The following is a 26,781-nucleotide window of genomic DNA, read 5'->3' as shown; positions in this document are numbered from 1 at the left end:
CTGGAGAGGACGAGCGGAAGTGTTGACTGCTGAACTAATCAGAAAAATGAAATGCAAACTCAACGATCGAACCAGTTGTCTTAGCGTCGGCGATAGTTTCAGGTTGCGCTGCGGATACCGTTGAGTGCCGCCAAACCATGACCATCGGGTGCTGAACCGTAGCAACCAACAGACAAAGTGCTGCAAAGAGCTTTGGACCCAGCGGTAGCAGGAGAACTGAATGTTCAACGCTTTCATATTGAACCAGCCTACGCAGATCAGAATATAGCGAATAGGCGTCATTTAGATCGTATCTAAATAGATTTTCTTGGTTATCCATGAAGCCAAAATTAACATTGGCCAAATCAATATGCCTGTCGAACCTTGGGTCAGTGCCAGTTGGCCTAAAGCAGTAGATATGATCCGGTTCTAGCGTATCTACCGCGCCGACTGCCTTCCCGTATTCATATCCGGCCCCCAAAATAAGCGACAAAGGCTTCTCGAAACCATCGGCGGATCCGAAGAACTCTGGGAGTACTGGCCCAAACGATTGAACGACGTCAAACTTCACCATCTCCAAGGGTTCGAAGACCCTTGGGCTGTACATCAAACGAACTTGCGAAAGTGCATTCTTTAGGTTGAATATTTCAAGGATTAGCTTTGCAAGCTTGGCTCTATCAAAGGACGTAATGTCTATTACCAAGTTGGCATCTCGTTGCGCTTCTAAACCTGAAGCCAACAATTCTAAGAATTTAGTGAAATCGCATTCGCATTTGGGGTTCAGCGGCTCAGCAATCTCAACGTTCCGGTCATATGAGCATAGTCCGACGCCTAGAGCGTCAACTGCACGGTAATCGAAAAGAATACGGACGATGCCCGGGTCGCTGAACCGTTCTCTCAGCAAGTAGGTTGATCGGTCCTCATAGCCGATACAACCGACAAAGACTGTCGTTCTGTCATCAACGTCTAAGACTGGAATGATCTCAGACATCATCAAACCTGTACGATAAGAGATCAGGCTGGGTGTCTATCTCGTTCTTAGAGCTTGGTATTCGTCGAAGTGGTTTCGATTGTCCGGTGATGGTCGGAAGCGGATAGTATGGCGAAAGGCGGTGAGATACCCTCAATCGATAGCCTATGAGATCAAAGATCAAATGCTTATCGTCTGACGGCTGTTCAGGGACAATGGCGCCCGCATTGATGGCAATGCCGATGATTTCTTTAGTGGTTTGATCGAGGTCCTTAAACCTGAAGGACAGCGGTGGTTCGGGGCGAAACTTATTGTCGAAGAGATAATTCGATATATCTGCGCCAAGGCGGTCCACAACGTTTAGTGTGTTGCGCAGCATTCCTTGGGCTGATGTGTGCGGTACGGCTTGTGTAGCAACAAAAGCTCGAAAGCGGTTCACATTCCTTCCTATTGCGGCATTTTGAGCCGTGCTGGAGGTTTGCCCGGACAGGAACGCGTCGATCAACTCATTGATATAAAAATGGATTGCCCTGGGGTTCCCTTCAGTGAGTGTCAGGATCTGATCGAAACCATGGTAATATCCGTAGCCTTTGATGGATCGCCTCATTACACCATTATCTACGCTTGGCTTCTCCTTAAGATAGTACATTCGCAGCTCTGCAATCGGGAAAGGTTTGCGTACAAAAGCTGCTCGCTTGTTCTCCGTCAAACTGTCAATATCATCTGGCGTCGCTATACCCTTTTCTTTGACGTAATTGAGAAAACTTGGATCCGAACGGTCTTCAATTACCCGCTTCAGTATTCCTGGATGGTTCCGGTGGAGGCCGCTCTTGTCAAAAATCCGCGTTCCGGACGGTATGGCAGATGAACCGTTTAGGTAGTCGCGGAAATCATTCCTATTAACTTTCCTCGACTTGCATATCCCATCGACTAAAGCACTGGAAAACGAGGTGTCCGAATGTGTGAAGCGGTTTGCCAAGTTGATTGAGATGAAATCATTGCCCGGTCCTGGGCTGTCGCTTACCACATCGGGTCCGTGCAACCAGTTATAGAATTCTACGTAAGGGAACAGAGAAAACTTGAGAACTGCACGCTGATCGAAAGATCGAAGGTTTTCAAATAGTTCATGCACCAGACGGTGAGGGGCAATTTCCATCTCGTCAAAGTTGATGCTCCACCTCGAGACTCCCAAAATCTCTTCAACAATATCGAAGAAGCCTTGGAGCATTTTGAGGATGTTGAGTGTCGGAGCATCTGAAAGGTTTTTGGCGTTTTCCTTCGAATTGAGCGAATTTACCGCCGTGCAGAACTTGTTGGTTCTTTTGATCAAACTGAGCTTCAGACCGATGAATGAAGTCTGAATCTTTTCAAGTTCCCACAGATCCGACGCCAGTCGGCAGATTTCTTCTTCTTGCTCTGCTGGCACTTGAAGTGCCCATGGGGGATTTTGCCTATCGGGATAATGCCTTCCGATCTTGGCGCAATCTTGGATCGAGGCTACAAGGTGATATAAACAATGGTTCACAAACAAGCCATCGAGAATTCGGTGTTGTAATTCTTCGCTGAATCCAGCTCTTGCGATTGCTTCCGAATTGCCCTTCCACATTTTTTCGGCTGGGATGTAGACGGGTAGGTAATCAATCGACAGTTCGGAGAAGTCCTCGCGCTCATGTAGGTAATGAAGCCCGGATGCGGTCAGCACCTTGAGCACAGTGGTTTTTCCGATGCCCCGCGGCCCAACCAAAATGAGGTTTGAGAAGCTAGCTATGTCCCGCAGCCTTTCGGGTGGGACAAAGGTGGCTGCGATTTCTTCCGGAGAACTATATCGTGCATTAAAACTTGATAGGAAGTCACTCATCGATCCACCTCGTAGAGCATTCCCTTAATCTGGCCGCTGGTATGAAGTATTGAACGACCGTCGACTGCCAATTCAGTGTTTAGTTCCTCCAGCTCCGCCGCGCTGGCGAAGACAAGATCCGGCACCTCTTTCAATAATTCATCTCTCTGCACGAAGCCAACCAAAGACATCTTTCGCAAGGAGCTTAGCACGCCCGACAAGTCTGGCGGCTTACCAATCGTGAGTTGATGTGACATGTAAGGTTGATGGCTAGGCTTCCAAGCATTGACCCGCCACTCCCAGGAAAGCAATTTCCCGCGTTCGCCGTACTTGCCGGGTCCGTCATTTATTTCAAGGATATGAAACTGGTTTGCCGCCAGTTGGTGTTCGACACTGTACGGCAAACAGCTCAAGCTGGCTGCGGATAGCAGTGTGATTGGTTGGGTTTTTCCCGGAGCATATTTGAGTTTGACCATATGTTTATGGCCGTGAAGCAGAAATACTGGTTTGTCGACAGCGGCAAGCGCGACCAACAACTGTTTCCCTCGCTTCATAACGTCGGCATCAGTGTCGAAGACTTCATCAACCGGTTCGGGATGATGGTGCATCATCACAACGACCTTCTTGGAAGCCGTATTTTGAGCCTGCTCAACCACCAAGGAAATCATGTCGTCGGTTACGTTGCCCATTGCAAATACGTCTGACTTTTTGTCGCCTCCGTATCCATGAAGTCTACAGGTATCGATACATACAAGCGTGGTGTCTTCGAGATCTATCGAAGCGACGCCCCTCAAAAAGTATGTATCGTTAAACGCACTGTTTTCTGATGGAAACGGCGGCTGTATGCCGCGAATATATCCAATTCTCTCAAGCTCTTCAAAGTTTTCTGGTCTAGATGCGATATCATGGTTTCCGGTCACACCCAGCACGAGTTTGACGTTGAGCTCGCTCGCCACTTGGTGAACTACGCGCCAGGTTTCCTGTAGCGGCAATTTCTTTGCATGATGTGCCAAATCCCCCAAGCAAAGGACGCCGTCGATCTGTCCATTGTATTGGGCAGCGGCGCTTGGGATCCCTAGGAGGGGATTGCTTTGGACATCTTTGCTTTCGATGTCGCAGCTGCTCACTTTCTTTTTGCCGTAAGCCTCGAGCAGCGACAAATCAGAAGAGACAGCGTGAATGTCGCTTAGGATCAAAAATCGCATTATTTAAAAATCGCCACCAATTCTTGATCAGTTTTTCGCCTTCCAGCAAACCCACCGACATTTCGCTGCACTGTGATTTCGGACTGAACCGAAGAACCGAAAATATCTCGGAACTCTGTACAATCTTTGTAAGAGATCACAACCATATTTTGGGCGGCAACCAACTGTGTCGTCACATCAAATAGCCTTTTTAGATCAAGCCCTTTGAAGGTCTGTGCGCCATACTCACCAAAAACCCTTGAGTCGTCTGTAAAGTACGGAGGATCCATGTAAATACAGCAGCCTTCGGGGGACAGGTTTTTCAAAAAGTCTTCAAAGTCACCGCAATAGAGCGTGGTGCATTTCAGTAGTTCGGAGTAGTCAAAAACCTCTTCAAAGGACATCTTCTTTCGAGCTTTGGTTCGCGCTCCATAAGGAGTGTTCAATTCACCTTTCTTATTCGTTCGATAGATACCGTTGAAGCCGTAGTGATTGAGGTATAGGAATAGTGATGCTTTCCTGGTCCCGGATTCGAGCTCATTGAACTCTTTTCGCTTTTCATAGTAGGTGTGCTCGTCGATCGGAGTGTCATTGTAGGCACTCCAGACTTCGGCCGGATCGCGGCAGAGTTCTTGATAGAATGAGATTAGCGCCGGATTGCTATCGTTTAGATGCGAGTATTTCGGGCGTTTCTTAAAGAAAAATGTTGCCGATCCACAGAAAGGTTCGATGTAAGGTCGCTCAAAGTCTAGCAGAGGCATGATCTGGGAAGCAGACAACGTTTTGCTGCCTGCCCATTTTATTGGTGATCCTCTTTGTCTAGTCATGGTTCCTTGCCACTCGTAGGCGGCAGAGACCTGCCCTTCATCTCATTTGGTTACATACATTCCGGAGTTTGGGCGATCGCGTCAAGATATCAAACTTCTATTCGGACGTTGTAACTGAGCAGTTCTTCGATTTCGCCGGCAGATACTCTTAAACATCGTTCTCGGGACGTCATCAGCATGCAGCAGATATGCATGTAAGAACAACAAATTTTCTTGGATTTTGAGTGATTCATCCGCCAAACGATACGCTACCCGCAAAGTCTGCTATTGCGACGCTGCGCCGCGGCGCTGGGGGTCACCAAGGGTGTCTGCTTCGGACGGAAGGCGACAAACCTACGTTGTCCACAACCTGCTGTCAGATACTTGGACCACCCTCCCCCTCAAAAAACCCTCCCTAAGATTCACGACCCACCACAAACGATCCGATCTTCCAAAAATCAAACTTTTTGGAAGACCATCGATGTACCTACCGCCTCATTACAAACCCTACCGCGTCGTCCTGCGATACGCAGGCATGACCCCATCAATGCTGGCCCGATATCGTGCGCACACTGAGCGTAGGGGGGCCGACTACGACCAGGTCGATCGTTCTAAATCGAAACTGAACCAACGCTTTATCGGCGACGCCGACTGGATGGAAAAGGCGCTCGCCGAAATTGAACGGATGAAGGCCAAGAACTTTGCGGATGAGCTGGAGACATTGGAGAAGCAGAACAGGCAGAAAGTGCGGATGCGCCGCCTTGCAGAAGGGCCAAGAGACCCGTGGCGGGCCACAAAACATGGTCCGATGCGAGAGCTGATCCTGACGGCGCATCACGACTACTTCGCCGGTGATATTGACGCGTTCATCGACCCTGAGGCCGGCAATAGCCGCGAGAAGGAGTTCGTCCGCCTCGCCAAAGCCTGGCTGCTCGAACACTTTGGCGATGACGTCATTGAGGCGCATTTCGATCGCGATGAGAAGACGTTGCACATACACGCGATCATCATGCCACGCGCCACCGTCGAGATTACGCGGGAAGGCAAGACATACGGGACGCGGCAGATGTTGCAGCCGTCTATTCATCCGATGATCAAGAACTACGAAGCCGCGCAGGACAGTGTTGGCGAGTGGTTTAAGCCGATCGGGCTGAAGCGAGGGCAACGCCATAAGTCGAAGTGGCGTGCCGCGATCAAAAAGAAGAAAAAGCCTAAGCCCAAGGTCTTTCACAAACCGACGCGCATCTGGCGACAGGAAGAAGATGTCCGGTTGGCGAAAGAGGCAGCAAAGCAGGAACGGCGCGCAGCAAAATTGGCGAAGAAACAGCGCCGAATGGCGAAAAAAGAGCGGAGGGTTGACGCTCGGGCCGCGGAGAATGCGGCTGCGGTCCAAGACGTTGAGGCGATCAAGGCCGTGAACGATGCGATCGTCTCGGGAGCGCTGCAACCTGACGGGACACCCAACCCAGAGTGTGCTGAGGAGCCAGACGCGGTCGCCAGCTTGGATCGCCTGGCGGCAGTCGAGGATCAGGCGCCGTCGTCAGTGGCAACCGCCAAGGCCGCCGTTCAGAAGACCGCTGAGGGCATGCGTGCCGCCGTCCGCGAGGAGGAACGATCGCGGATGGAACAGGCTTTCCGGAGTACGTTCATTGCGATAAGACGTGTTGTTGCCGTTGTCCGAACCGTTGAACGCATCCTTCCAGTGGGTGCGCGAGAAAAGGTCACGGAGGCTCTGGAGCGCATTGAAGTTGCGTTGCCAAAAACGCAGAGGACCGCCGCGCGCGAAAAGGTCATCCTGGAACGCGCCAAACCGCGTCGCGGCACCTCCCCCAAGACCGGTCCAGACGACCGATCATAAAAAAACCTTCGTAATTTCAAAAAAAGACCAAGATCCGTTTCCGCCCCCTGAGTCTTGAACCCAGTTTATCTTCAGGGGCAGATCCGTAGCCCCTCTTGCAACCCACTTCCAGCACAGGAGTACTCCCATGGAAGATTCATCTCGGAACGAAGGCTTTGAGCCGACCGTTCCCACTCCCGAAACCAAACCGCGGAAACGCGCGACTCCGGCGGATTACAATGATCCGAACTCGAAGGAAAACCAGCGCATATTTGCGCAGCAGGTCAAGGCGTTTGGAAAGATCGCTCTCAAACGAGAGCAGATCGAGTCCCGCGTTCGCCCGTTGATCGGCGAGGTGAACGCCTCGAACCTCCTGGGCGCGAGCCTGCAGGAACGTCAAGCCTTCTTCGACGGCATTCGGGATCAACTGAAACCAGCTGAGCTGAACCTGCTGCGTAAATCGGTACTGTTTCAGAACGTGGCATGAAACCGACTTGGATGGCGGCATGACCGGCATCTGAACATCACAACCGATGTGAGAGGGGCGCGGAGCAATCTGCGCCCCTTCGCTGTTTTTGGGACTGAATGGCGCACTCGGCTGCAACGGTTGTTCCTCGGGCGCTGAGGACATCTCGGGGCACCGTACAGCACCTCACCCCTGTCTGGCCAAAGAGCATGCCCCAGCTGGCCGCTCCTCATGTTTGACGCCGCGCCTCTGCGCGCAGCTACTGCGTTATCGACTGATATGATCTTTGGCGGTCAGAATGGATCAGGCAATGCCTTGCCATTCCGACAGAGCAGACCTATCTACCGTCCATCTCGAGACGTATGCCCCGACCCAAATAGAAGGTCGAAAGCACGGTTTACATCGCCCTCGTAACCCATTGATATCATTACGGCGCGATTTCGGATGTTCTACAGAAATATCCAATAAAAACAATGCCCTTTCGGGGATTGCAAATCCGTGTACACCGGTTCGATTCCGGTACTCGCCTCCACAATCTTTTCATTGAATAAGCGTCGCGGCAGTCGGGGCGTCACCTCGCAGAACGGCTTTTCCACATTCACCTTATCTTTTTGGCCATTCACGCCATTGGCTATTTGCCGCCCTCCTGCCGCGGGTTTGGCGGGTCAGCCCCCCCTCCCAGACGCAATGAATTTGACCGGTGCAACTCTGACACCTAGGATTGCTTAGGTTCCCGCAAACTGCACTGTCTGGCGTAAGGCTTTGTTTATCCCCCGCATCCCCATCCGCTCTGTTCAATCCGTCGTTGCGTCGCTGACCTTCATGGCTCTGCCGAATGACGCCATGGCCCAAACCGCGTTTGCGCCCTTCGCAGGCGACTGGCAGTTGGTGGATGTGCGCAACAGTCAGATCGTGGCGGCGCCGATCAATCCTTTGGACGCCTACAGCGACCACATCGGCCAGCGCGTCGCGGTGGAGGACACGGGCCCATCGCTCGACGGGCTGTCTTGCGAAAGGTGGGACCTGCAACCGGCCAGCGACGCCACGGACAGCGTTTTTGACGCCGATCCGCTCCTGTCCGATCTGCGTCTGCCTGATCTGGAGGGGCAGCCGAATACGCCGATGCGCTATGACCTGCTGTGCGAAGAAGAATTGGTCGCCCCTCTCTATATCGCCGGGCCGCGTGTCGCGGTGGCGGTGCTGCAGAACCATACCCTTTATGCGGTCTTCGAACGGGTTCTGACCCCGGATCAGGTGACCGCTTTGCAAACCGCCCTGCAGGAACAGAAATTTCGCGACACCCCGCCGGATGGGGTGTTGGATGACACAACGCTGATGCAGGTCCGCGAATATTATCGCTATCGCCAGACGGACCCGGACGCGCCGATCCCGCGACGGCCCGCGATCACGGCGACCTTGTTGGAGGGTTTGAATGTTCCTGATCCCTGACGACCTGCCCCCAGATTGGCAACCGACAGACCCGGGCCGGGAACGCAAGCTTGCCGCGCAGGTCCAGCGCGAACTGCCGAAAGGCCACGCCTTGGCCGGGACCGAATTTACCGTGCTGGCGGAATATCTGCCCGAGGACACCGTGCTGCTGGACGCACCGGACCTGACGCCCCGGCACTATCTGATCCACCTGAGCTGGGGCAAAGACCCCGCCGATCCGCACCCGCTAGAGGATCTGCGGGACCTTGCAGGCATGATGGGGCCGGACCCAGAGGACATCAACGATGTCACGCTTTGGACGCAGGAAGACAGCGAAAGCGGGCTGGTCATGGTCCAGCACCTGATCAGCGGTCGCCAGATCATCGAACCGCTCGACTGGCCCGAGGATGTGCCGCCCACCTCGACCGATCAGCTGAAGGAAAAAGGCTGGTGTCAGATCACCGCCCCTCTGCATCCCAAGGCATTGTGGGACGGGGTGCTGGTGCCGACAGGTCAGGTGGTCGAATACTGGGTGCGGCCCGTGATCGACGATTTCGTGCTGCTGCGGGCGATCCATACGCCGGGCGAGGCGATCAGCCTGAAACAGCTGATCCCGCCGCGCGGCGAGATCTTTGAGTTTGGCAATGAGCTGATGCTGCAACAGGCGCTGCCCGAGGGGCAGTATTGCCGTGCGGTATCGCCCATTCATCCCGGATATGGCCTGTCTGGCTTTCCGGCCAAGACAGGGTCAGACAGTTAGCGTCCGGGCGCCTAGCTTCCGGGCAAAGGCGGCCCGGTCAGATCGTCGAACCGCAGGCCCAGTGTCGGCGTATAGGGCACAGCATTTGCGCCCGCGTTGCCAAGGGTCTGCAGCGGCCCGTCGGCCCGTCCGCCGTTCATGGCCCCCCAATCAACAAACCGGTCAAACATCGACATCCGGTCGCGCAGATCCATCACGGCGGCCTGTTCCGGAAGGGCGCGAATGGCATTGCCCGGATCCAACAGGATTTTCTGAGCCTGGGCCGCGTATTCCGCGAACTCGGGCTTGAACTTCAGCACCATCCCTTCGTCCAGTGCGACGAAATCCAAAGATCGGCCCGTTGACTGGTTGGCCGAGTTGACGAAACCGAAGTTGTCGCCCTTAAGGTCCAGCACCACGTAGCCGTCACGGTTCATCCGGCCCAACGCATCGTTCAGCGCGGCGCGGCGGGCAGAGCCGAAGCCTTCGCCCGTTTCTTTCAATCCGTCGGCGATCTTGGAAAACGGCTCGGGTCCGCGCTCTAGCACAGACACCTTCCCACCCGCGGCGGGCACGTCGCCGGGGAGCGTCGAGCCTTCGCCAATCCGGTATTGTCGCTTCAGGCCGGGAATGGCGATCCGGCCTTCCATCGCCTCGCGGCCCAGCACATCAAGATTCTGGGAAACGGGGTCGTTCTTCGACACCTTCAGTACGTTCGGCCCGGCGTCACTGCCGTAAACCGCCGCGGTACTGCCGCGCCCGATTTCGTTCGCGCGGTCGATGCTGATCGTGCGGCCATTGTGGGTCAAATCCACGCCGCCAGTCGCGTTCGTCCGGACCTGAACCGGATCGGGATCAAACGGCACTTTGCCCTCAGGCGGGCCGAAGGGCTGATCGGGCTGCGCCAACCGCACCGTTTCCGGCCCATCAGGCGTGGCCGGAGGGTCAAGCCGCGCCGTTGGCGTGTTATCGGGTGCGGGCAGACGCGCGGTCGGGGTGGTATCGGGCGCGGGCAGGCGCGCGGTCGGAGCGGTCTCTGGCGGGGAAATACGCGCGGTTGGCGCGGTCTCTGGCGAGATCCGCGCCGTCGGGGCCTGCTCCGGGTTCAGCCGTGCCGTGGGCCGCGCGTCTTCGGCCAAGGCGGCGACGTCTGAATTCGAGAGCCGCGCTGTCTGGTTATCGCCGGGATCGAGGCGGGCGGTCGGAGTGTCCGTCGGGTCGAGACGCGCTGTGGGCGTATTCGCCGGGTCCAAACGCGCTGTCGGCGCATCGGCCGGGTCGAGGCGCGTTGTCGGAGCGTCGACCGGGTCTAGACGCGCCGTGGGCGCGTCGACCGGGTCCAACCGGGTGGTTGGTGCGTCGGCCGGGTCTAGTCGAGTTGTTGGCGCGTCCGCTGGATCAAGGCGAACCGTGGGGCGCGCGTCCTCAGCCAAGGCCGCGACATCGGAATTTGAGAGACGTTCGGTTGGAGTATTCGCGGGATCAAGGCGAGCAGTCGGTGCATCCGCCGGATCGAGGCGCATCGTCGGTGCATTCTCCGGGTCCAACCTTGCCGTGGGCGCGTCAGCCGGATCAAGCCTTGCCGTAGGAGCATCAGCCGGGTCCAAACGCGCGGTCGGTGCATCAGCAGGGTCCAACCGTGCCGTAGGCGCATCCGCTGGATCACGTCGTGCCGTAGGGGCATCGGCAGGGTCCAGACGGGCGGTCGGCGCGGTCTCGGGCGTGGGCATCCGTGTGGTCGGGGCCTTCAGGCCTGCGGCCTCGGCTGGGGACAGAAGCTTCGTGGCGGCGTCGTCTACCGTGGAGGCGAGGCGCTGTTGCAACTCCGCACGGCTGAACCGGCCGACTGCCCGCGCGTTCGGATCGACCGGCGGCGGCAAAAGCGCATCGTTAAGCTGGTCCAGCGTTTTATGGGCGTCCTGCGCGCTTTGCGCCGATTTGGAGCCATCCGTCGCAGCCCGCGTCGCGGCTGCCGAGTCCAACGGCATGTCGTTGATCTGGTCTAATGTTCGATGCGCGTCCTTGGCTGGCTGAGTCGACTTAGAGCCGTCCGTCGCAGACCGCGGCTGCTCCGGGGCGTCCATCCGGGCCGTGGGGGCCGTCTCTGGGTTGTCCATCCGGGCGGTGGGAGCCGTTTCGGGGCTGTCCAATCGGGCGGTAGGCGCTGTTTCCGGGCTGTCCATCCGAACGGTCGGTGCCGTCTCGGGCGAGTCCAGCCGAGCTGTCGGGCGAGCGTCCTCTGCCAGCGCGGCACGGTCTGCATTTGAGAGCCGCTCAGTCGGGGCGGTTTCCGGGGACATCCGGGCCGTGGGGGCCGTCTCTGGGCTGTCCATCCGGGCGGTAGGCGCGGTTTCCGGACTGTCCAACCGCGCAGTCGGGGCCGTCTCGGGCGTAGGTGCTGAAGTCGGCCCCCCCTCAGGAGCCAACCGGGCCGTCTTGCCTGCTGGCGTGTTCGGGTCGGCCATGCGGGGGGCGGCGGCGGTCGGGTCGGGGCGCGACATGGCGCGGTTGATGATCGCGTCGCGTTCCGCCGGGGTTTTGCCCATGTCGTCAAGGTATTGGCGCATGCCCTTGCGCAGGCCCTCTTCGGTAATTTTGCCAGACCGCAACAAAGGCCCCGGCGGCAGGCCTTTTTCCAGCGCGGCCCCGGCGATGGCCAAATCGGCGCTGTCTTCTACGGCTTTGGCGGCAAAGACGCGGGCGAATGCGGGTTCAACCCCGGCGGCTTCCAGCGCTTCCTGAGCGCGCGCGGCCTCGGTGTTCTTTTTGAAGCGGCGGGCGCGGTTGACGATGTCGGGGTTGGGCGGCTGGATCTGCGCGTTGGCGATTTCCGTGGGCGTCATGGGGGCGGTCGCATCGCCCGGCGTAGTGACGGTGCGGCTGGCATCGCCCGGCGTAGTGACGGTGCGGTTGGCGTCGCCCGCGGCATCAGCGCCTTGGCGCGCGTTGGTCATCACCTCGGTCCGCGAGACGTCCGCGGCCGGATCGACCGTGCGGGTGGCGTCGTTCAGCGCGTCGCCTGTCCGGGTCAGGTCAGAGGGCGCGTCGGCCGCGCGGGCCAGATCGCTGCCCTGATCGGCTGTGCGGTTGATGTCGCTGGCCAGATCCACGCCGCGCGCCACATCGGCCCCGGCGTCCAACCCGCGCCAGCCCTTGTACATCGCGTTGAGTTTCGATGCGCCTTGAAACAGGGCCGCTTCACCGCCGACGGCCATCGTGCCGCCTTTGGCGAACATGCGCACGCCTTCCTCGACCCCCTTCTTGCCTTGGCCCGCCAGCTTCTCGAACCCGCGGTTGAAGGAGGTGTCGATCTTGTTCCAGGTGTCCGTGACCTTGTTCATGTAGGTCTCGGCCAGCTTATCCTGAGAGAAGTGTTCTTCGGCCTTGTTGTAGCCGCCGACCAATGCGTCTGCGGTAGAGCCTTCGAACCCCTCATAGCCCGCGGACTCGGCCACCAGATCCATCGCGCCTTTCTGGATGGTGTAGCCCGCCTTGCCGATGCCAGCGCCCAGTTTGACCAGCCCCTCGACCCCGTCATAGACGCCTTCGCCGATGCCCTGCAGGGCGGCGGGGCCGTAGTCGCGCATGCGGCGCAGCCGTTCGGCGGGCGACATGGTGTAGTAATCCACGGCCACTTCGGTCAGCAATTCCTGCGTGCTCTGCCCAAGGGTCGTGTCCCCGCCAAGCGAGGCGCGGTCCAGTTCCGCCTGTCGGGTGGCAAATTGAACGCCTTCGCCGAACTGGGACGACAGCACCTCGGTCGGGTTAAGGCCCTGATCGGTCAGGCGCTGGCGCAGCTCTCGGTTCGACTTGGGGCCGATGCCGTCGGCCTGATTTTCCCGCATGGCGCGGTTAAAGTCCTTCTCGCGGCTGACGCGCGACACCTCCATCTGCTCCAACCACGAGGCATAGGTGGCCTCGTACCGTTCGCGTTCGCGTTTCAGGTCAGCGATCTTCTGATCCTTCTCGGGATCGTTAGACGCCTCTAGCGTGGCGATGGCGTCGTCAAAGCTGCGCAGGTTGGCGTTATAGGCGTTCATGCCGTCCTGCATCTTGGCCAGATGGCCTTCATAGCGGGCGCGGGCAGCGATGGCCTTCATCTCGCGGGATTTTTCTTCGGCGGCCAGCAGTTTGGGGTCTGCCTTGATGGCGGCGATATCGGCGCGGTGCTGGTCTTCGACGATGCGGGCGCGGCGTTTCTTGGCGCGCTCGTTGATGGGTTTCATCTGGGCGCGGATATCATTGGCCTGTTTGGAACACTGGGCGTGGCTGGCCTCTAGCTTGTTCAGCGTGCTGTCGACGCCGAAGAACTCTGCCCCACGGGCAAAGATGTCGCTTTTGGCGGTCGCGGCCTTGTGCGCTTTGATCTGGCCGCTGATGGCGTCGCATTCCTTGGCCTTGTCCTGAAGCTTTTTGGCAAGCGCCATCAGGTCCTGCTGCATCTTCAGGTAGGACACACATTCGGCGGGCATCTTGGCGCCGTTCGAAATGGGCGCCATCAGCATGATGTCGTCCTTGCCGTTAGGAGGCAGCGGGATGGTGTAGCCGTTGCCACCGTTCATCAGCTGATCCATGGCCGCCGGGGTGACGTCAAAGGCGGCTTTGCCAAGGCCCACGACGTTATCATAGACCGCATCCTGCAGGCGCTTCATGCCGTCCGGTTTGATCGGGGACGAGGATTTGATCCGGGGGCGATCGGCGGGGACGGTGAAGATCTTGGCCGGGTTGCCGGGTTGCAGATAGCGCCGCGCCGGGATCGTCACCACGGCGTCGGAGTTTTCCAGATCGCGCGCTGCCGGGTCAAAGGCGGGTTTGCCGTCTGCGCCGCCCCCCGCGCTGCCATTGGCGCTGACAGTGTCGCCCGGTGTGGGCGGGGCGTTGCTGTCGCCGGGGTTCATCTGATTGATCACGTCACAGCGCAGCCGCCCGACGATGCTACTGGCGTCACAGTCGGCCTTGGTCGCGCCGCCCTGAACACCATCGTCAAAGAAATCGTCGCCCGCGTCCCGCGCCGCATCGCGCTTCACCGCCTCGGGGTTCAGGTGATAGATCAGGTCGATGTCATCCAACTGGATCAGGTTGCCCGCCAACCGGCAGGGTTGATCCTGCGCGATGGCCTGAGAGGTCAGGATCAGCAGCGCGGCAAGGGGGCGGGTGAAGTGTCTGGCGGTCATGGCAGCATGCTCCGTTGACGGAAGGCGAATTCGCCGTAGGACAGGGGAAAGGGAAAGACCCAGTTCTGTTCGAAAACGTCCAGCTCGACCTCGACCCGCAGGCCGGAGGGGTCGTTGCTGTCATAGGGCAGCGCGAAGATATGCACGCCGCTGCCGCTGGTTTGTTCATGGGGCATGACCTGCGTGCCATCCGGCGTGTGCAGACGGACCTCTTTGATCATGCCAAAGGCGCCGTCTTTCAGCGCGGCTGCCATAACGACGTCGCGGCCCGTCATCTGCGGGGTCAGGAAGCCGTTTTCTGAATAGGCGATCTGAGGGCGCAGCCCGATTCGCAGGGTGCCGTCCTTAAGGATCGGGCGCATGTCGATCCGGCCTGACAGCACCGCTTCGTTGTTCGACTTGGCCAGCGCAGTGTTAAACACGCGGCGATCCGCGCCGTTGGAATAGACGTCCTGCACTTTTTCCAGATAGCGATAGTCCAGCGCGCGGATGTTCAACCGCAGCGCCTGCCCAAGGGGCGCGTCAAAGCGCGGATCGGCGTCGATCTTCGCCAGAATTTCGTCTTTGGGCATGTGCGAATACAGCTCGACCCTGGGCCAGAGGCCTGCTTCAGGGTCGTATTTCGCAAATTCGGCTTCGGTCAGATTGGGCCGGTCATCATAGGCATGCGCGACGATGTCGTCGGCATACATATCTAGCCCCGCCGGGTCAGACCGGCGCGCTTCGGCGAACTTGGTGTTGGGATTGCAATAGGCCGAGGTAATGCGGTTCACCGTGCGCCCGGCATAACTATCGCCCTGCTCCATCGTGATCTTGAAGTACAGGTCGTTCAGCTTTTCACCGCTCAGCAGTTCGATGGTCGACAAAAAGCTTTCCCGTTCGCTTTGACCGCGCCTTTCCACCGCGCGGCAGATTAGGTTGCCCATACGGATCACGGCATCGGCGGTGGAGTCCGCCCAGGGAATGTCCTGCAGACCCAACACGTCCAGATAGGCGACCATCGGATCCTTGAGGATGCCCATGACCGAACTGTCGACCGATTTGCGCCCCGTCAGCGGGATGACCAGCCGATCGGCGTCGCTGTCATCGCCAAAGGCGCCGACGTATTCTAGCGCAAGGGGGATGGCGGACATGCGAAAGCCCGATGCGGTGGCCCATGCCACGGCTTCCTTCTTTTCGATCGCGCGATCCCACGCGGCCCCGGCTTCGTCCAGAATGTTGCGGAACAGGTTCAGCACGCGAGGATCGCGGCTGCGCGAGACCAGTTCGTAACTCAGCGGGCTGGGTCGCCAGGTGCGTTCGTCTGCTTTCGGATCGGCCAGCAGGTCCAGAACCATCGGGATCGCATCGGCATTGCCCATCACGCCGGAAACCGTGGCCAGTTCCAAGGCAAGACGAGGGTTGTCGGACAGCCTCTCCTGCGCCAGCGTGAACAGCGGCCTGTCAGCCAGCGCCCCTGTGCGCGCGGCGATCATGGCGGCGGCATCGATGGCCAGATCGCGATGATAGGTGAATTCATCCGGCAGGGTCTCCAACAGGCGCGGGATGTCTTCGGCAGTGCCAAGCTCTGCGAGGATCGGGATCAGGACATAGTTCATCGCCTGCGCCAGGCGGTCCTCCACGTCCTTGTTGCCGTTGATATAACCCTGATGCGCGCGGGCGGTGTTGGCGTAAAAGGCCTTGCGCGTTTCGGTCAGGATTTCCTGGGCCTCAGTGTCGCTAAGGTCCGGGCGCCGGATGCCATACCCCCAGCCGCTCCACATGCGGCGGTCCAGCACGTTGACGCTGCGCGCCTGCCAGTTCGCGGCCAGTTCGTCGCGCGGGCGCAGGATCAGCGGGCGGGCGCGCAGGTACTGTTCGCCGTCCCATTTGACGAAATAGGGATGGATGGGGTCCGGCACCTCGATTTCGTGCAGGGTGTCGGGGGTGACGGTGAATGGCCCGCGATCCTGACCGTCGATCACCAGAGTGTAGGTGCCGGCAGGCACGTCGATCGGTTCTCCTGTTGCGGGCGGGCGGGGATGGTCAAAGCCATCGGCGAACAGCAGGATCGAAGACGCGGGCCCAGTGATCGGCATGCCCTGATTATTCACGGCGACCACCTGGCCGAGGTCCATCGCGGCCTGTTGAGCGGCCTGTTTCTCGGCCCGAAGCTCTGCCTGCAGTGCCGCGAAATCCACGGTGGCAAAGTCGATGCCGGTCCGGATGACATTGGCGCTAGCGGTGTCTTCGACCCGGTTGTCGATCGTGCCAAGGCCCCAGTCGTCGCCTGCCCCGGCGATGATGCTTTCGGTCACCTTGATGGATTGGGACTGGTAGAAAGACAGCGGCGGCTTGGTGGTCGCATAAAGCTCGGATCGGACGACGGCGACCTCGGCGGTGCTGTCCAAGGCCAGCGCTGTTGCCTCGCCTTCCCCTCGCAGGATGACCTCGTCAAACACAGGGGCGCCCCATCCGGTTGTCTGGCTGTCCTGTACCACCACCGCCGCGAACCCGGAGGAGGTGAAGCGGCTTTCGGTGACGTCCAGCACGTCGCCCTGCGGGCCTCGGATATATAGCCCCGCGTACCCGCCCGTTCCGGTCACGTCGAACAGCCCATAGGCCCCTGTGTGGGTCATGAAGATCGTCGCACGTTCGGGGTTTGCGGTCTGGAAGGTGCTGGAGGTCACCTCGACCTCGTTAATCTGGGCGCTGGTGGACAGGGCAGAGTTCTGAACGCTGGCGGTGACATTGCTTAGCCGCACGATATCGCCGCCTTGCACCGCGATCCCGGTGACAGACGTGCCGTCGATTGTGGCGTTCGTCAGGGACAGTGTGCCGACATTGAAAAACCCGCCGCCTTCGGCCACGTCGGTCATGGTGACATCCGTCGCGGTGACAGAGCCACCGCCGTCGCCGTAAAGCGCGCGACCTGACAGGCCGGTGAAGGTGGTGTTGTTAACCGTAACGCTGGCGCGGTCGCGGGACATGATGCCCATCTCCGCGTTGGGGCCGCTGACCTGCGTGTCTGCGACGCTGCCCGTCACCTCGGCCCCAATGGCGGCGATGGCGACACTGGTGGCGTTGGTGAAGCTTGCGCCGGTGACCTCGAAGGCGACTTTATCCAGCATATAGATGCCGTTGGCGGTACTGGTGAAACTGGTGCCGTTGACGGTCAGGGTCGATCCGGCGGTGGCGTAGACGCCAAAGTTGAACGGGCCATCGATGGAGACGTCCGACAGGCGCAGCGTGCCGCCGTTCAGAAATATCGCCGCCTGTTCAGGGTTCGTCGTGGTCAGTCGCGCGCTGGACAGGGTCAGGTCAGAGGTCGCGTCGATATAGATGATCGACTGGCCGTCCACGCCGCCGATCTCGGCCCCTTGGGCGTCGATGGTCATCTGTGCGCCGGTGACTGCCAGTCCGGTCGTATATTGTCCGGGGTCCAGCCTGTAGCTTCCGTCGCCGGGCGCAGTGGCTTGCCCAAGGTCGGATCCGGCGGGGATCACTGTCTGCGCCACGGCAGGCGACGTGGCCAGCATCAGCAGAATGAGGCTTAATCGGAAGCGGTGCAGCATGACGCTTCTCCCCTGTGGAAATTTGTGATGCCAGCAGCGGCAAAGACCTGAGAAATTACCTGTATAAATCTATTTTATTTTCGGCTTTGACGCAAAAATTGGGGGTCGACCCACCGTACGGTACTGACGCAAGGTCAATTTTGCCTGTGTTTTGAGTGGGGAAGCAGGAGGGGCGACAAAAGGCGGTTTGAAGTCGGGACGCGACTTTGGCGTGTGGTGCGGTCGTTTGTGGGCCGAGTCGCTGTGGCAGGCGGCGCGCAAGCTGGCGTTGGTATGTCGCCTGATGAACAAGACGCTACGCTGCCGCGGCAACAGCGGCCGCCCCGTCGCACGTCCCGCCACCGCGCTTAATTGTCCGTTCAGCCCTCGCCGCTAACACGTATCGGGATATAACCATGACTGTGCCCTGCCGTGCCGGGCGCGACAAACGCTTTTCAAACCCACGGATCGGAGTGATTGTGCAGGTCCGCAAGTGACCACTTCGTCGTAAATCACCATGCCAAAGGAAATTGACGCCCTTAATCCAAATGATGTGCGCACGCAGTATGCCGCGCTGTGCTATCGCGTGGTCAACGACAAGGTCCGGGTGTTGCTGATCACCAGTCGCGGGACGAAACGCTGGATCGTGCCCAAGGGCTGGCCCATGGCAAAAAAGGCCCCGCATGAGGCCGCGCTGCAAGAGGCGCTGGAAGAGGCCGGGGTGATCGGGCGCGCGACCAAGGACCCCTTGGGGCACTACACCTACATGAAGGTGATGGATGACGGCACGGAAGTGCCCTGTATCGGCTATCTCTTTGCTGTGCGGACAAAATACCTGAAGACCGAATACAAAGAAGCGAACGAGCGGAACCGCAAATGGTTCAGCCGGAAAAAGGCGGCGAAGCGGGTCGATGAACCCGAGTTGGCCGAGCTGATCCGCAATTTTGACCCGTCGAAACTGGGCTCGCGGTAAGGCGCTTTGGCCTGCAACACGCTTGCAACACGGCGCGCCACGTCTATGTAATACGTCAGTTTTGCGAATGGGATGTCCATGATTCAGTTCACGCTGAAATGCGACCACGATCATCGGTTTGACAGCTGGTTCCAATCGGCTGCGGCCTTCGACACCTTGAAAGACCGCGGCATGGTGGCCTGTTCAGTCTGTGGGTCCTCCAAGGTCGAAAAGGCCGTGATGGCCCCGCGCGTCACGACGGGCCGGTCAAAAGAGGATCAGGCTAAGGTGTCGGGCGCGCTGTCCAAGCCGGGGTCGGATCTGGAAAAGGCCGTGGCAGAGCTGCGCGCCAAGATCGAGGCCGAGTCGGATTACGTCGGTGACAAATTCGTGGAAGAGGCCCGCCGCATCCATGAAGGCGAAGCGGATGCGCGGTTCATTCATGGCGAGGCCAAGTTGGATGAGGCCCGCAAACTTGTGGAAGACGGCATTCCGGTGATGCCCCTGCCCTTCTCGAACTCTCGAAAGGCGAACTGATATGCGCGTTGTGATTACCGGGGCGAGCCGAGGAATCGGCGCGGCCATGGCCGAGAAATACCGCGACCGCGGCGATGAGGTGATCGGGACATCGCGGCAGGGTGGCGGCGGGCTGATCGCGCTGAACTTTGATCAGGACCCGGATTTTTCGGCCCTGCATCAGGCGGTTGGCGACGGGCCGGTCGATCTGCTGATCTGCAACGCGGGCGTCTATCCCGACAAGGGGCAATCGCTGGCGGATGGCTTTGGCGCTGATCTTTGGCGGCAGGGAATGTTCGTCAATGTCGCTGGTCCTTTTCTGACCATTCAGACACTGCTGCCCGCGCTGGAAAAATCGCAGGCGGGCAAGATCGCCGTGATTTCTTCTGCGATGGGCAGCAACGACCGTGCGCCCGGGGGATCCTACGTCTATCGCGCGTCCAAAGCGGCGGCGGTCAACCTGACGCGCAATCTGGCGCAGGACCTTGGCCCAAAAGGCATCGCGATCGGTGCCTATCACCCTGGCTGGGTGCGCACCGATATGGGCGGCGACAACGCAGATATCGATGTCGACACGTCCTCGACCGGGTTGGTCGCGCGGTTCGATGCGCTTGGCCCGCAGCACACCGGCGTGTTTGAAACCTACGACGGTCAGCCCATCCCGTTCTAAAGCATTCGCCTGTGGCCCCTGATGGGGCAGGCAACGCATGACTATTGCGCTTTTCCACAAAGCTGCTTAGACCGCCGCGGAACTAAGTCTGGGAAAGCTCATGCCCGTTCTCGTCATGAAATTCGGCGGCACCTCGGTCGCCACGCTGGATCGTATCAAACGCGCAGCAAAACGCGTCGGCGTTGAAGTCGCCAAAGGCTATGACGTCATCGTCATCGTGTCGGCCATGTCCGGCAAGACGAACGAATTGGTCGGCTGGGTCAACGAGACATCGAAATTCTACGATGCACGTGAATACGATGCGGTCGTGTCCTCGGGCGAAAACGTCACCGCGGGCCTGATGGCGCTGACCCTGCAGGAAATGGATATTCCCGCGCGGTCGTGGCAGGGCTGGCAGGTGCCGTTGAAAACGAACTCGGCCCATTCTCAGGCGCGGATCGAAGAAATCCCCACGGACAATCTGAACGCCAAGTTCGGGGAAGGTATGCGTGTGGCCGTGGTCGCGGGGTTTCAGGGCGTGTCGCCCGAAGGGCGGATCACCACACTGGGCCGCGGCGGGTCCGACACCACCGCCGTTGCCTTTGCCGCCGCCTTCGAGGCCGAGCGCTGCGATATCTACACCGATGTGGACGGGGTCTACACGACTGACCCGCGCATCACCGACAAGGCCCGCAAGCTGGACAAAATCGCGTTCGAAGAGATGCTGGAACTGGCATCCCTTGGCGCGAAGGTTCTGCAGACCCGGTCCGTCGAACTTGCCATGCGGTTCGGCGTCAAACTGCGCGTCCTGTCGTCGTTCGAAGAACAATCTGATGAAGCCGGCACCATCGTCTGTGCCGAGGAGGATATCATGGAAAATCGTCCCGTTTCTGGCATCGCCTATTCCCGCGACGAGGCCAAGATGACCCTGATTTCGGTCGCTGACCGTCCGGGCATCGCCGCCGCGATCTTTGGCCCGCTGGCCGAAGGGGGGATCAACGTCGACATGATCGTCCAGAACATTTCCGAAGAGGGTCGCACCGACATGACCTTCTCGTGCCCTGTCGATCAGGTGGCGCGCGCTGAAAAGGCGCTGAACGCGGCCAAGGACAAGGGTGACATCAACTTCCACGATCTGGTGGCAGATACCAATGTGGCCAAAGTGTCGGCAGTCGGCATCGGCATGCGGTCGCAATCGGGCGTCGCGGCGCAGATGTTCAAGACGCTGTCGGATGAGGGCATCAACATCAAGGTTATCGCCACGTCCGAGATCAAGATCTCGGTCCTGATCGATCGCAAGTACATGGAACTGGCGGTTCAGGCCCTGCACGACGCGTTCGAGCTGGAAAAAGCCTGACCGGACGGGATGGACGGGCCGGTTGGCCCGTCAGCCTGATCCATGGGCAAACCGGTATACTTAAGCGTGCAAGTTCTGCCTGTGCCTTTGCGTCGCAAGAATAGCGTTTGGCATTCCGGTTCGGTCTGGTCTATCCCTTCGGACAGGACAAAGGGGCAGCTGCCGGTACAATGAGTGACCAGTTCCAGACCGATAGCCAGAAAATGCTGGCCCGGCTGCGCACGGCCATGGCCGAGGAATCGGCTGGGCAGGCGCGTCTGGACAAGATCACCCATCTGATCGCCGACTCGATGCAGACCGAGGTGTGCTCGGTCTACCTGTTCCGCGATTCAAACACGTTGGAGTTGTGCGCAACCGAAGGCCTGAAGGCAGAGGCCGTGCACCAGACCCGCATGAAGCTGGGCGAAGGTCTGGTGGGCCGCGTTGGCCGCACGGGCCGCATCGTCAACACGCCCGACGCACCGTCGGAACCGGGCTTCCGCTACATGGCGGAGACGGGGGAAGAGATCTATTCGGCCTTCGCGGGTGTGCCGATCCAACGTCTGGGCGAAATGCTGGGCGTTCTGGTGGTGCAGTCCCGCCGCGCCCGCCGTTATTCCGAAGACGAGATCAACGCGCTGGAAGTCGTTGCAATGGTTCTGGCCGAAATGGCTGAACTGGGGGCCTTTGTCGGTGAAGGCGCGGCGCTGACCGCGCTGCACACTAAGCCCGTGCTGTTCCGCGGGCAGACCGGTCAGGAAGGTGCCGCCGAAGGGCACGTCTGGCTGCACGAACCCCGCGTTGTCGTCACCAATCCGATTGCCGATGATCCGCACAGGGAACGCGAACGCCTGACCGATGCCGTCGAACAACTGCGGGATTCCGTGGACAAGATGGTGTCGACCATCGCCAAGGACGACAAGGAACAGCTGGAAGTTCTGGAAGCCTACCGGATGTTCGCCAACTCCAAGGGCTGGATGCGCCGGATGGAGGAAGACATCGCCCGCGGCCTGTCGGCCGAGGCGGCGGTGGAAAAGGAACAATCCACGGCCCGGTCCCGGATGGAGTCGATCTCTGACCCGTACCTGCGCGGCCGGCTGCACGATCTGGACGACCTGTCGAACCGGCTGCTGCGAATCCTGTCGGGTCAGGGCAAGGAAACCGGCGCGGATATGCCTGCCGATCCGATCCTTGTCGCGCGCAACATCGGCCCCGCCGAATTGCTGGATTACGGTCGGTCGCTGAAGGGCATCGTGCTGCAAGAAGGCTCTGTCGGGTCGCATGCGGCCATCGTTGCCCGTGCGCTGGCGATCCCGCTGGTCATCAACGCGGGCCGCATCACGACCGAGGCGCTGAACGGCGATCACATCTTGGTCGACGGTGACGGCGGCATCGCCCACCTGCGCGCCGAAGATACGGTCGTCGCGGCCTTTCGTGACAAGATCGCGATGCAGGCCAAGGCGCAGGAGCGCTATGCCTCGATCCGCGATGTGCCGGCGCATTCGAAATGCGGCGAACGGGTGCATCTGATGATGAACGCAGGGCTAATGGCCGACCTGCCGTCGCTGGAAAACTCTGGCGCCGAGGGCGTGGGCCTGTTCCGGACCGAGCTTCAGTTCCTTGTTCGCAACCAGATGCCCAAGCGGTCGGAACTGTCGGCGCTGTATGCCCGCGTGATGGACAGTGCCGAGGGCAAGAAGGTCGTGTTTCGCACGCTCGACATCGGGTCGGACAAGGTGCTGTCCTACATGAAGCCCACGGATGAACCGAACCCGGCGCTTGGCTGGCGTGCGATCCGGGTGGGTCTGGATAAACCGGGCGTCATGCGGATGCAGTTGCAGGCGCTGGTGCGGGCGGCCAATGGGCGGCCGCTGACGGTCATGTTCCCCTTTGTCGCGCAATACGAAGAATACACCGCCGCCAAGGCCGAAATGGACAAGGCGCTGGACCGCGAACGCATCCTTGGCCATCCCCTGCCGGAAAAGGTCGAACTGGGCGCGATGCTGGAAACCCCGTCGCTGGCCTATGCCCCGCGCAAGTTCTTCGAAGAGGTCGAGTTTCTGTCGATCGGCGGCAACGACCTGAAGCAATTCTTCTTTGCGGCCGACCGGGAAAACGAACGCGTGCGGCGGCGCTATGACACGCTGAACGTGTCGTTCCTGACGTTCCTTCAAGGCATCGTTGACCGCTGTGCGGACACCGGCACGCAGCTAAGTTTCTGTGGCGAAGACGCGGGTCGCCCGATCGAAGCGATCTGTCTGGCCGCCATGGGTCTGCGCACCCTGTCGATGCGTCCGGCGTCCATTGGCCCGGTAAAATCGCTGTTGATGCGGACGGACCTGACCGCCCTGCGGCTGGTCATCGATGCGGCGCGCGAAGAAGGTCTGCAATCGGTGCGCGAACCGGTGATGGAGTTCCTGCGCACCCAGACCTGAGGTCGGGATCGGACGCTATTCAGCCCCCGTATCGCCTCACAGCGCGGGGCATGTGAGGCGACCGGGAAGCCCCCGAATACCTTCGGGAACATTGTGCAAGCTATGCCGATCCCACTCGGCCCCCAAGGTCTATCCAGAGGGGCTGAACAAAAGGTTATCAAACGCGCTTAATTCAGCACCCGTCCCGCAACGGTCTGCAATTTTTCGACCAGCCCTGCGTCGCGCTGATCCGGCGCTGTCATCACCGCAAACTCCAACGCCGTATCGCAGGCCTGCGCACAGGCGGGCGTCATCACACCCGGCATCCCCGCGATCATGCCGCGCGCATTGGCCGAATTGGCACCAAGGGTCTTGATGATCTCGGTCACGTCGACCTCTCCGTGGTCGGGGTGCCAGCTGTCGTAGTCGGTGACCATGGCGACGGTGGCATAGTGAAGCTCTGCCTCCCGGGCCAGCTTGGCTTCGGGCATGTTGGTCATGCCGATCACGTCGCAGCCCCAGTGTTCGCGGTACATCCGGCTTTCGGCAAGGGTCGAAAACTGCGGTCCCTCCATCGCCAGATAGGTGCCGCCTTCGTGCACAGTCACGCCCACATCTCGCGCCGCTTGCGCCGCTGCCGACCCTAGGCTGGTGCATGTCGGATGCGCCATCGACACATGCGCCACGCAGCCTGCGCCAAAGAAGGATTTCGCGCGGTTGACAGTGCGGTCGATAAACTGGTCGGGGATCACGAAATGCCCCGGCGCCATCTCTTCCCGGAAGGACCCGCAGGCGCTGACCGACAGGACATGCGTTGCGCCCAGCTGTTTCAGCGCGTCGATATTGGCAAGGTAGGGCACATCCGTCGGGCTGTGCACGTGCCCGCGACCGTGACGCGGCAGAAAGGCTAGCTTCAACCCCGACAACACGCCGGTCAGGATCGCGTCGGACGGTTTGCCCCACGGCGTGTCGATCTCGTGCCAGCTGGTGTCCTCCAGCCCATCGATCTCGTACAACCCAGACCCGCCGATCACGGCCAACATCGTCTCTGTCATGCTTGTCACCCTTTGCTGTTTCGCCGAACTCTGACCGCCCCCCGGAGCAGAGACAAGCCGAAACCCCTATGCCCAATCTCAGCCACGCCCTGCCCCATCCTCTTGCCCGAAATATCCCGGGGGGAGCGACGGGGCGGCGCCCCCTCGGTCCCACGCCTCAGCCCGCCGCGACATCAGGCACCCTTGCCGCGCGGGCACGGCTGGGTTAACGGGGGCGCACACAATCCCCACCATAGGCCCCCCATGTCCCGATCCATTCTGGCAGCTTTTGCCAATCGCCTTGATTTGCCCGACCTGCGTCTGTCGCCGGATGAAAAGCTGACGCCGTCCCGGCTGCGGATCGAGTTGCTGTCGGGCCTGACGGTCGCGCTGGCGCTGGTGCCTGAAGCAGTGGCCTTTGCCTTTGTTGCGGGCGTGCATCCTCTGGTCGGTCTCTATGCGGCGTTCTTGGTGGGCCTGATCACCGCACTGATCGGCGGGCGTCCGGGCATGATCTCGGGCGCGACGGGCGCTTTGGCCGTGGTTATGGTGGCGCTGGTGGCGGAGCATGGGGTGGAATACCTGTTCGCCACGGTGGTCCTGATGGGCATCCTACAGATCATCGCGGGCGTTATGCGGTGGGGGAAATTCATCCGGCTGGTGCCGCACCCGGTGATGCTGGGCTTTGTGAATGGTCTGGCCATTGTGATTTTCCTAGCGCAGCTGACGCAGTTCAAGGTGCCCGGCACGGCCGAGGCCTCGGGCCACGGCACCACGGGCGGAGACTGGCTGTCGGGCGGTCCGCTGCTGACGATGCTGGCGCTGGTGGCCGCGACGATGGCGATCATCTGGGTCATGCCGCGCATCACGCGGGCGATCCCTGCCCCGCTGGCGGGCATCGGGATCGTTGCAGCCATCGTGATCATCTTTGGCCTCGACGTGCCGCGCGTGGGCGACATGGCGTCGATCGAGGGCGGCCTGCCGCCCTTCCACATCCCCATGGTGCCGCTGACGTGGGAGACGTTTGAAATCATCCTGCCCTACGCGGTAATCTTGGCCGCGATTGGCCTGATCGAGTCGCTGCTGACGCTGAACCTTGTTGGCGAAATGACCGGCAAGCGCGGCGGCGCCAGCCAAGAGTGTGTGGCGCAGGGCGCGGCCAACGTGGTCACGGGCTTCTTTGGCGGCATGGGCGGCTGCGCGATGATCGGTCAGTCGATGATCAACGTGAAATCCGGTGGCCGGACCCGCGTGGCGGCTGTGGCGGCGGCGCTGTTCCTGCTGTCCTTCATCCTGTTCGCCGCGCCGCTGATCGAACAGATCCCGCTGGCCGCGCTGGTGGGTGTGATGTTCATGGTGGTGATCGGGACCTTCGCTTGGAATTCGCTGAAAATCCTTGCCAAGGTGCCGCTGACCGATGCCTTCGTGATCGTGCTGGTGACAGTCGTGACGGTCTATTCCGACCTTGCGGTTGCCGTGGTCGTTGGGGTCATCGTCTCGGCCCTTGCCTATGCGTGGAACAACGCACGGCGCATCCATGCCAAGACCTACATGACGCCCGAGGGTGCGAAGGTCTATCAGGTGCAGGGCCCGCTGTTCTTTGGCTCGTCCGACGGCTTTATCGAGATGTTCGATGTCTCGGTCGACCCCAGCCTCGTGATCGTGGATTTCGCGGACAGCCGCGTGGTCGACCAATCCGCCCTTCAGGCGATTGAAGCTGTGGCGGGCAAGTATGAAGCCGCAGGCAAGCGTATCCAGCTGCGCCACCTGAGCCGCGATTGCCACCGTCTGCTGAACAAGGCGGGACACCTGATGGTGGATAGCGAGGATGACCCGGATTACGCGCTGGCGGTGAACTACGACGTGCGCACCGGCATTCTTGGCGGGCATTAAAACCCGGCACCAGATGCACAAAGGGCGGCCCCGG

17 protein-coding genes are annotated in these 26,781 nt (G+C 59.9%); 10 read left to right on the top strand and 7 right to left on the bottom strand.

The genetic code is table 11. The features are described from left to right. Positions 1-34: 34 nt before the first annotated feature. Genes ACI3GR_RS02510 through ACI3GR_RS02495 form a run of 4 tightly spaced genes read right to left on the bottom strand, consistent with a single transcriptional unit; the run spans position 35 to position 4,797 of the window. Positions 35-970: a hypothetical protein gene (locus tag ACI3GR_RS02510; RefSeq protein ID WP_407492354.1), complete on the bottom strand. Its 936-nt coding sequence runs from the start codon at positions 968-970 to the stop codon at positions 35-37. Continuing rightward, entirely contained in the window at positions 963-2,807 is a 1,845-nt protein-coding gene (locus tag ACI3GR_RS02505) for an ORC-CDC6 family AAA ATPase (protein ID WP_407492353.1), read from the bottom strand. The genes ACI3GR_RS02510 and ACI3GR_RS02505 overlap by 8 nt, the downstream gene beginning before the upstream one ends. Continuing rightward, on the bottom strand, positions 2,804-3,991 hold the full coding sequence (locus ACI3GR_RS02500; RefSeq protein WP_407492351.1) for a metallophosphoesterase family protein: 1,188 nt from the start codon (positions 3,989-3,991) through the stop codon (positions 2,804-2,806). Before ACI3GR_RS02500 ends, ACI3GR_RS02505 begins: the two co-directional genes overlap by 4 nt. Beyond that, complete coding sequence (locus tag ACI3GR_RS02495; RefSeq protein ID WP_407492350.1) at positions 3,991-4,797, bottom strand: DNA adenine methylase; 807 nt, start codon at positions 4,795-4,797, stop codon at positions 3,991-3,993. The genes ACI3GR_RS02500 and ACI3GR_RS02495 overlap by 1 nt, the downstream gene beginning before the upstream one ends. A gap of 526 nt (positions 4,798-5,323) precedes the next feature. On the opposite strand from ACI3GR_RS02495, the gene ACI3GR_RS02490 reads away from it, so the two are divergent. The 4 genes from ACI3GR_RS02490 (at position 5,324) to ACI3GR_RS02475 (ending at position 9,267) form a co-directional block, all read left to right on the top strand. Next, positions 5,324-6,634 (top strand): hypothetical protein, encoded by a 1,311-nt coding sequence (locus ACI3GR_RS02490; RefSeq protein ID WP_407492349.1) that lies wholly within the window; start codon positions 5,324-5,326, stop codon positions 6,632-6,634. A 127-nt stretch (positions 6,635-6,761) separates the two neighbouring features. After that, complete coding sequence (locus ACI3GR_RS02485) at positions 6,762-7,100, top strand: hypothetical protein (RefSeq protein WP_407492348.1); 339 nt, start codon at positions 6,762-6,764, stop codon at positions 7,098-7,100. Positions 7,101-7,841: 741 nt separating this feature from the next. Continuing rightward, positions 7,842-8,528, top strand: a complete 687-nt coding sequence (locus ACI3GR_RS02480) for a hypothetical protein (protein ID WP_407492346.1) — start codon at positions 7,842-7,844, stop codon at positions 8,526-8,528. Then, entirely contained in the window at positions 8,512-9,267 is a 756-nt protein-coding gene (locus ACI3GR_RS02475; protein WP_407492344.1) for a hypothetical protein, read from the top strand. Before ACI3GR_RS02480 ends, ACI3GR_RS02475 begins: the two co-directional genes overlap by 17 nt. Before the next feature lie 11 nt (positions 9,268-9,278). Here the strand turns inward: ACI3GR_RS02475 and ACI3GR_RS02470 are convergent, their stop codons facing one another. Together ACI3GR_RS02470 and ACI3GR_RS02465 are read right to left on the bottom strand one after the other, a co-directional pair. Beyond that, positions 9,279-14,420, bottom strand: a complete 5,142-nt coding sequence (locus ACI3GR_RS02470) for a hypothetical protein (protein ID WP_407492343.1) — start codon at positions 14,418-14,420, stop codon at positions 9,279-9,281. Then, a complete protein-coding gene (locus ACI3GR_RS02465; RefSeq protein ID WP_407492341.1) occupies positions 14,417-17,974 on the bottom strand; it encodes a right-handed parallel beta-helix repeat-containing protein in 3,558 nt (1,185 codons plus the stop codon). The genes ACI3GR_RS02470 and ACI3GR_RS02465 overlap by 4 nt, the downstream gene beginning before the upstream one ends. Before the next feature lie 496 nt (positions 17,975-18,470). On the opposite strand from ACI3GR_RS02465, the gene ACI3GR_RS02460 reads away from it, so the two are divergent. From ACI3GR_RS02460 to ptsP, 5 genes are all read left to right on the top strand, one after another. Then, entirely contained in the window at positions 18,471-18,926 is a 456-nt protein-coding gene (locus ACI3GR_RS02460) for an NUDIX hydrolase (protein WP_407492340.1), read from the top strand. Between the two features lie 78 nt (positions 18,927-19,004). After that, the gene (locus ACI3GR_RS02455; RefSeq protein WP_407492339.1) at positions 19,005-19,442 is read left to right on the top strand and encodes a DUF1178 family protein; all 438 of its coding nucleotides are present in this window, start codon (positions 19,005-19,007) and stop codon (positions 19,440-19,442) included. A 1-nt stretch (position 19,443) separates the two neighbouring features. After that, positions 19,444-20,091 (top strand): SDR family oxidoreductase, encoded by a 648-nt coding sequence (locus ACI3GR_RS02450; RefSeq protein WP_407492337.1) that lies wholly within the window; start codon positions 19,444-19,446, stop codon positions 20,089-20,091. A 100-nt stretch (positions 20,092-20,191) separates the two neighbouring features. Next, entirely contained in the window at positions 20,192-21,427 is a 1,236-nt protein-coding gene (locus ACI3GR_RS02445) for an aspartate kinase (RefSeq protein WP_407492336.1), read from the top strand. A gap of 170 nt (positions 21,428-21,597) precedes the next feature. Continuing rightward, positions 21,598-23,841, top strand: a complete 2,244-nt coding sequence (ptsP, locus tag ACI3GR_RS02440; protein ID WP_407492335.1) for a phosphoenolpyruvate--protein phosphotransferase — start codon at positions 21,598-21,600, stop codon at positions 23,839-23,841. A 167-nt stretch (positions 23,842-24,008) separates the two neighbouring features. Here ptsP and ACI3GR_RS02435 read toward each other — a convergent pair whose 3' ends face one another. Next, positions 24,009-24,875 carry an S-methyl-5'-thioadenosine phosphorylase gene (locus tag ACI3GR_RS02435; RefSeq protein WP_407492334.1) on the bottom strand — a complete coding sequence of 289 codons (867 nt, stop codon included), beginning with the start codon at positions 24,873-24,875 and terminating at the stop codon, positions 24,009-24,011. 243 nt (positions 24,876-25,118) lie between these two features. On the opposite strand from ACI3GR_RS02435, the gene ACI3GR_RS02430 reads away from it, so the two are divergent. Continuing rightward, on the top strand, positions 25,119-26,747 hold the full coding sequence (locus tag ACI3GR_RS02430; protein ID WP_407492333.1) for a SulP family inorganic anion transporter: 1,629 nt from the start codon (positions 25,119-25,121) through the stop codon (positions 26,745-26,747). The last annotated feature ends 34 nt before the right edge of the window (positions 26,748-26,781 follow it).

The organism is Pseudooceanicola aestuariicola (assembly GCF_045763785.1).
Classification (GTDB): Bacteria; Pseudomonadota; Alphaproteobacteria; order Rhodobacterales; family Rhodobacteraceae; genus Pseudooceanicola.
Note: the sequence above shows the minus strand (reverse complement) of the source record. Positions and strands in the feature narration are given on the sequence as shown.

Excerpts from the sequence above, each read along its gene's own strand:
- ACI3GR_RS02445 (WP_407492336.1), top strand. The coding sequence starts at position 20,192 with ATGCCCGTTCTCGTCATGAAATTCGGCGGCACCTCGGTCGCCACGCTG.
- ACI3GR_RS02490 (WP_407492349.1), top strand. The coding sequence starts at position 5,324 with ATGCTGGCCCGATATCGTGCGCACACTGAGCGTAGGGGGGCCGACTAC.
- ACI3GR_RS02430 (WP_407492333.1), top strand. The coding sequence starts at position 25,119 with ATGTCCCGATCCATTCTGGCAGCTTTTGCCAATCGCCTTGATTTGCCC.
- ACI3GR_RS02450 (WP_407492337.1), top strand. The coding sequence starts at position 19,444 with ATGCGCGTTGTGATTACCGGGGCGAGCCGAGGAATCGGCGCGGCCATG.
- ACI3GR_RS02470 (WP_407492343.1), bottom strand. The coding sequence starts at position 14,420 with ATGACCGCCAGACACTTCACCCGCCCCCTTGCCGCGCTGCTGATCCTG.
- ACI3GR_RS02475 (WP_407492344.1), top strand. The coding sequence starts at position 8,512 with ATGTTCCTGATCCCTGACGACCTGCCCCCAGATTGGCAACCGACAGAC.
- ACI3GR_RS02465 (WP_407492341.1), bottom strand. The coding sequence starts at position 17,974 with ATGCTGCACCGCTTCCGATTAAGCCTCATTCTGCTGATGCTGGCCACG.
- ACI3GR_RS02485 (WP_407492348.1), top strand. The coding sequence starts at position 6,762 with ATGGAAGATTCATCTCGGAACGAAGGCTTTGAGCCGACCGTTCCCACT.
- ptsP (WP_407492335.1), top strand. The coding sequence starts at position 21,598 with ATGAGTGACCAGTTCCAGACCGATAGCCAGAAAATGCTGGCCCGGCTG.
- ACI3GR_RS02510 (WP_407492354.1), bottom strand. The coding sequence starts at position 970 with ATGTCTGAGATCATTCCAGTCTTAGACGTTGATGACAGAACGACAGTC.
- ACI3GR_RS02435 (WP_407492334.1), bottom strand. The coding sequence starts at position 24,875 with ATGACAGAGACGATGTTGGCCGTGATCGGCGGGTCTGGGTTGTACGAG.
- ACI3GR_RS02495 (WP_407492350.1), bottom strand. The coding sequence starts at position 4,797 with ATGACTAGACAAAGAGGATCACCAATAAAATGGGCAGGCAGCAAAACG.
- ACI3GR_RS02460 (WP_407492340.1), top strand. The coding sequence starts at position 18,471 with ATGCCAAAGGAAATTGACGCCCTTAATCCAAATGATGTGCGCACGCAG.
- ACI3GR_RS02455 (WP_407492339.1), top strand. The coding sequence starts at position 19,005 with ATGATTCAGTTCACGCTGAAATGCGACCACGATCATCGGTTTGACAGC.
- ACI3GR_RS02505 (WP_407492353.1), bottom strand. The coding sequence starts at position 2,807 with ATGAGTGACTTCCTATCAAGTTTTAATGCACGATATAGTTCTCCGGAA.
- ACI3GR_RS02500 (WP_407492351.1), bottom strand. The coding sequence starts at position 3,991 with ATGCGATTTTTGATCCTAAGCGACATTCACGCTGTCTCTTCTGATTTG.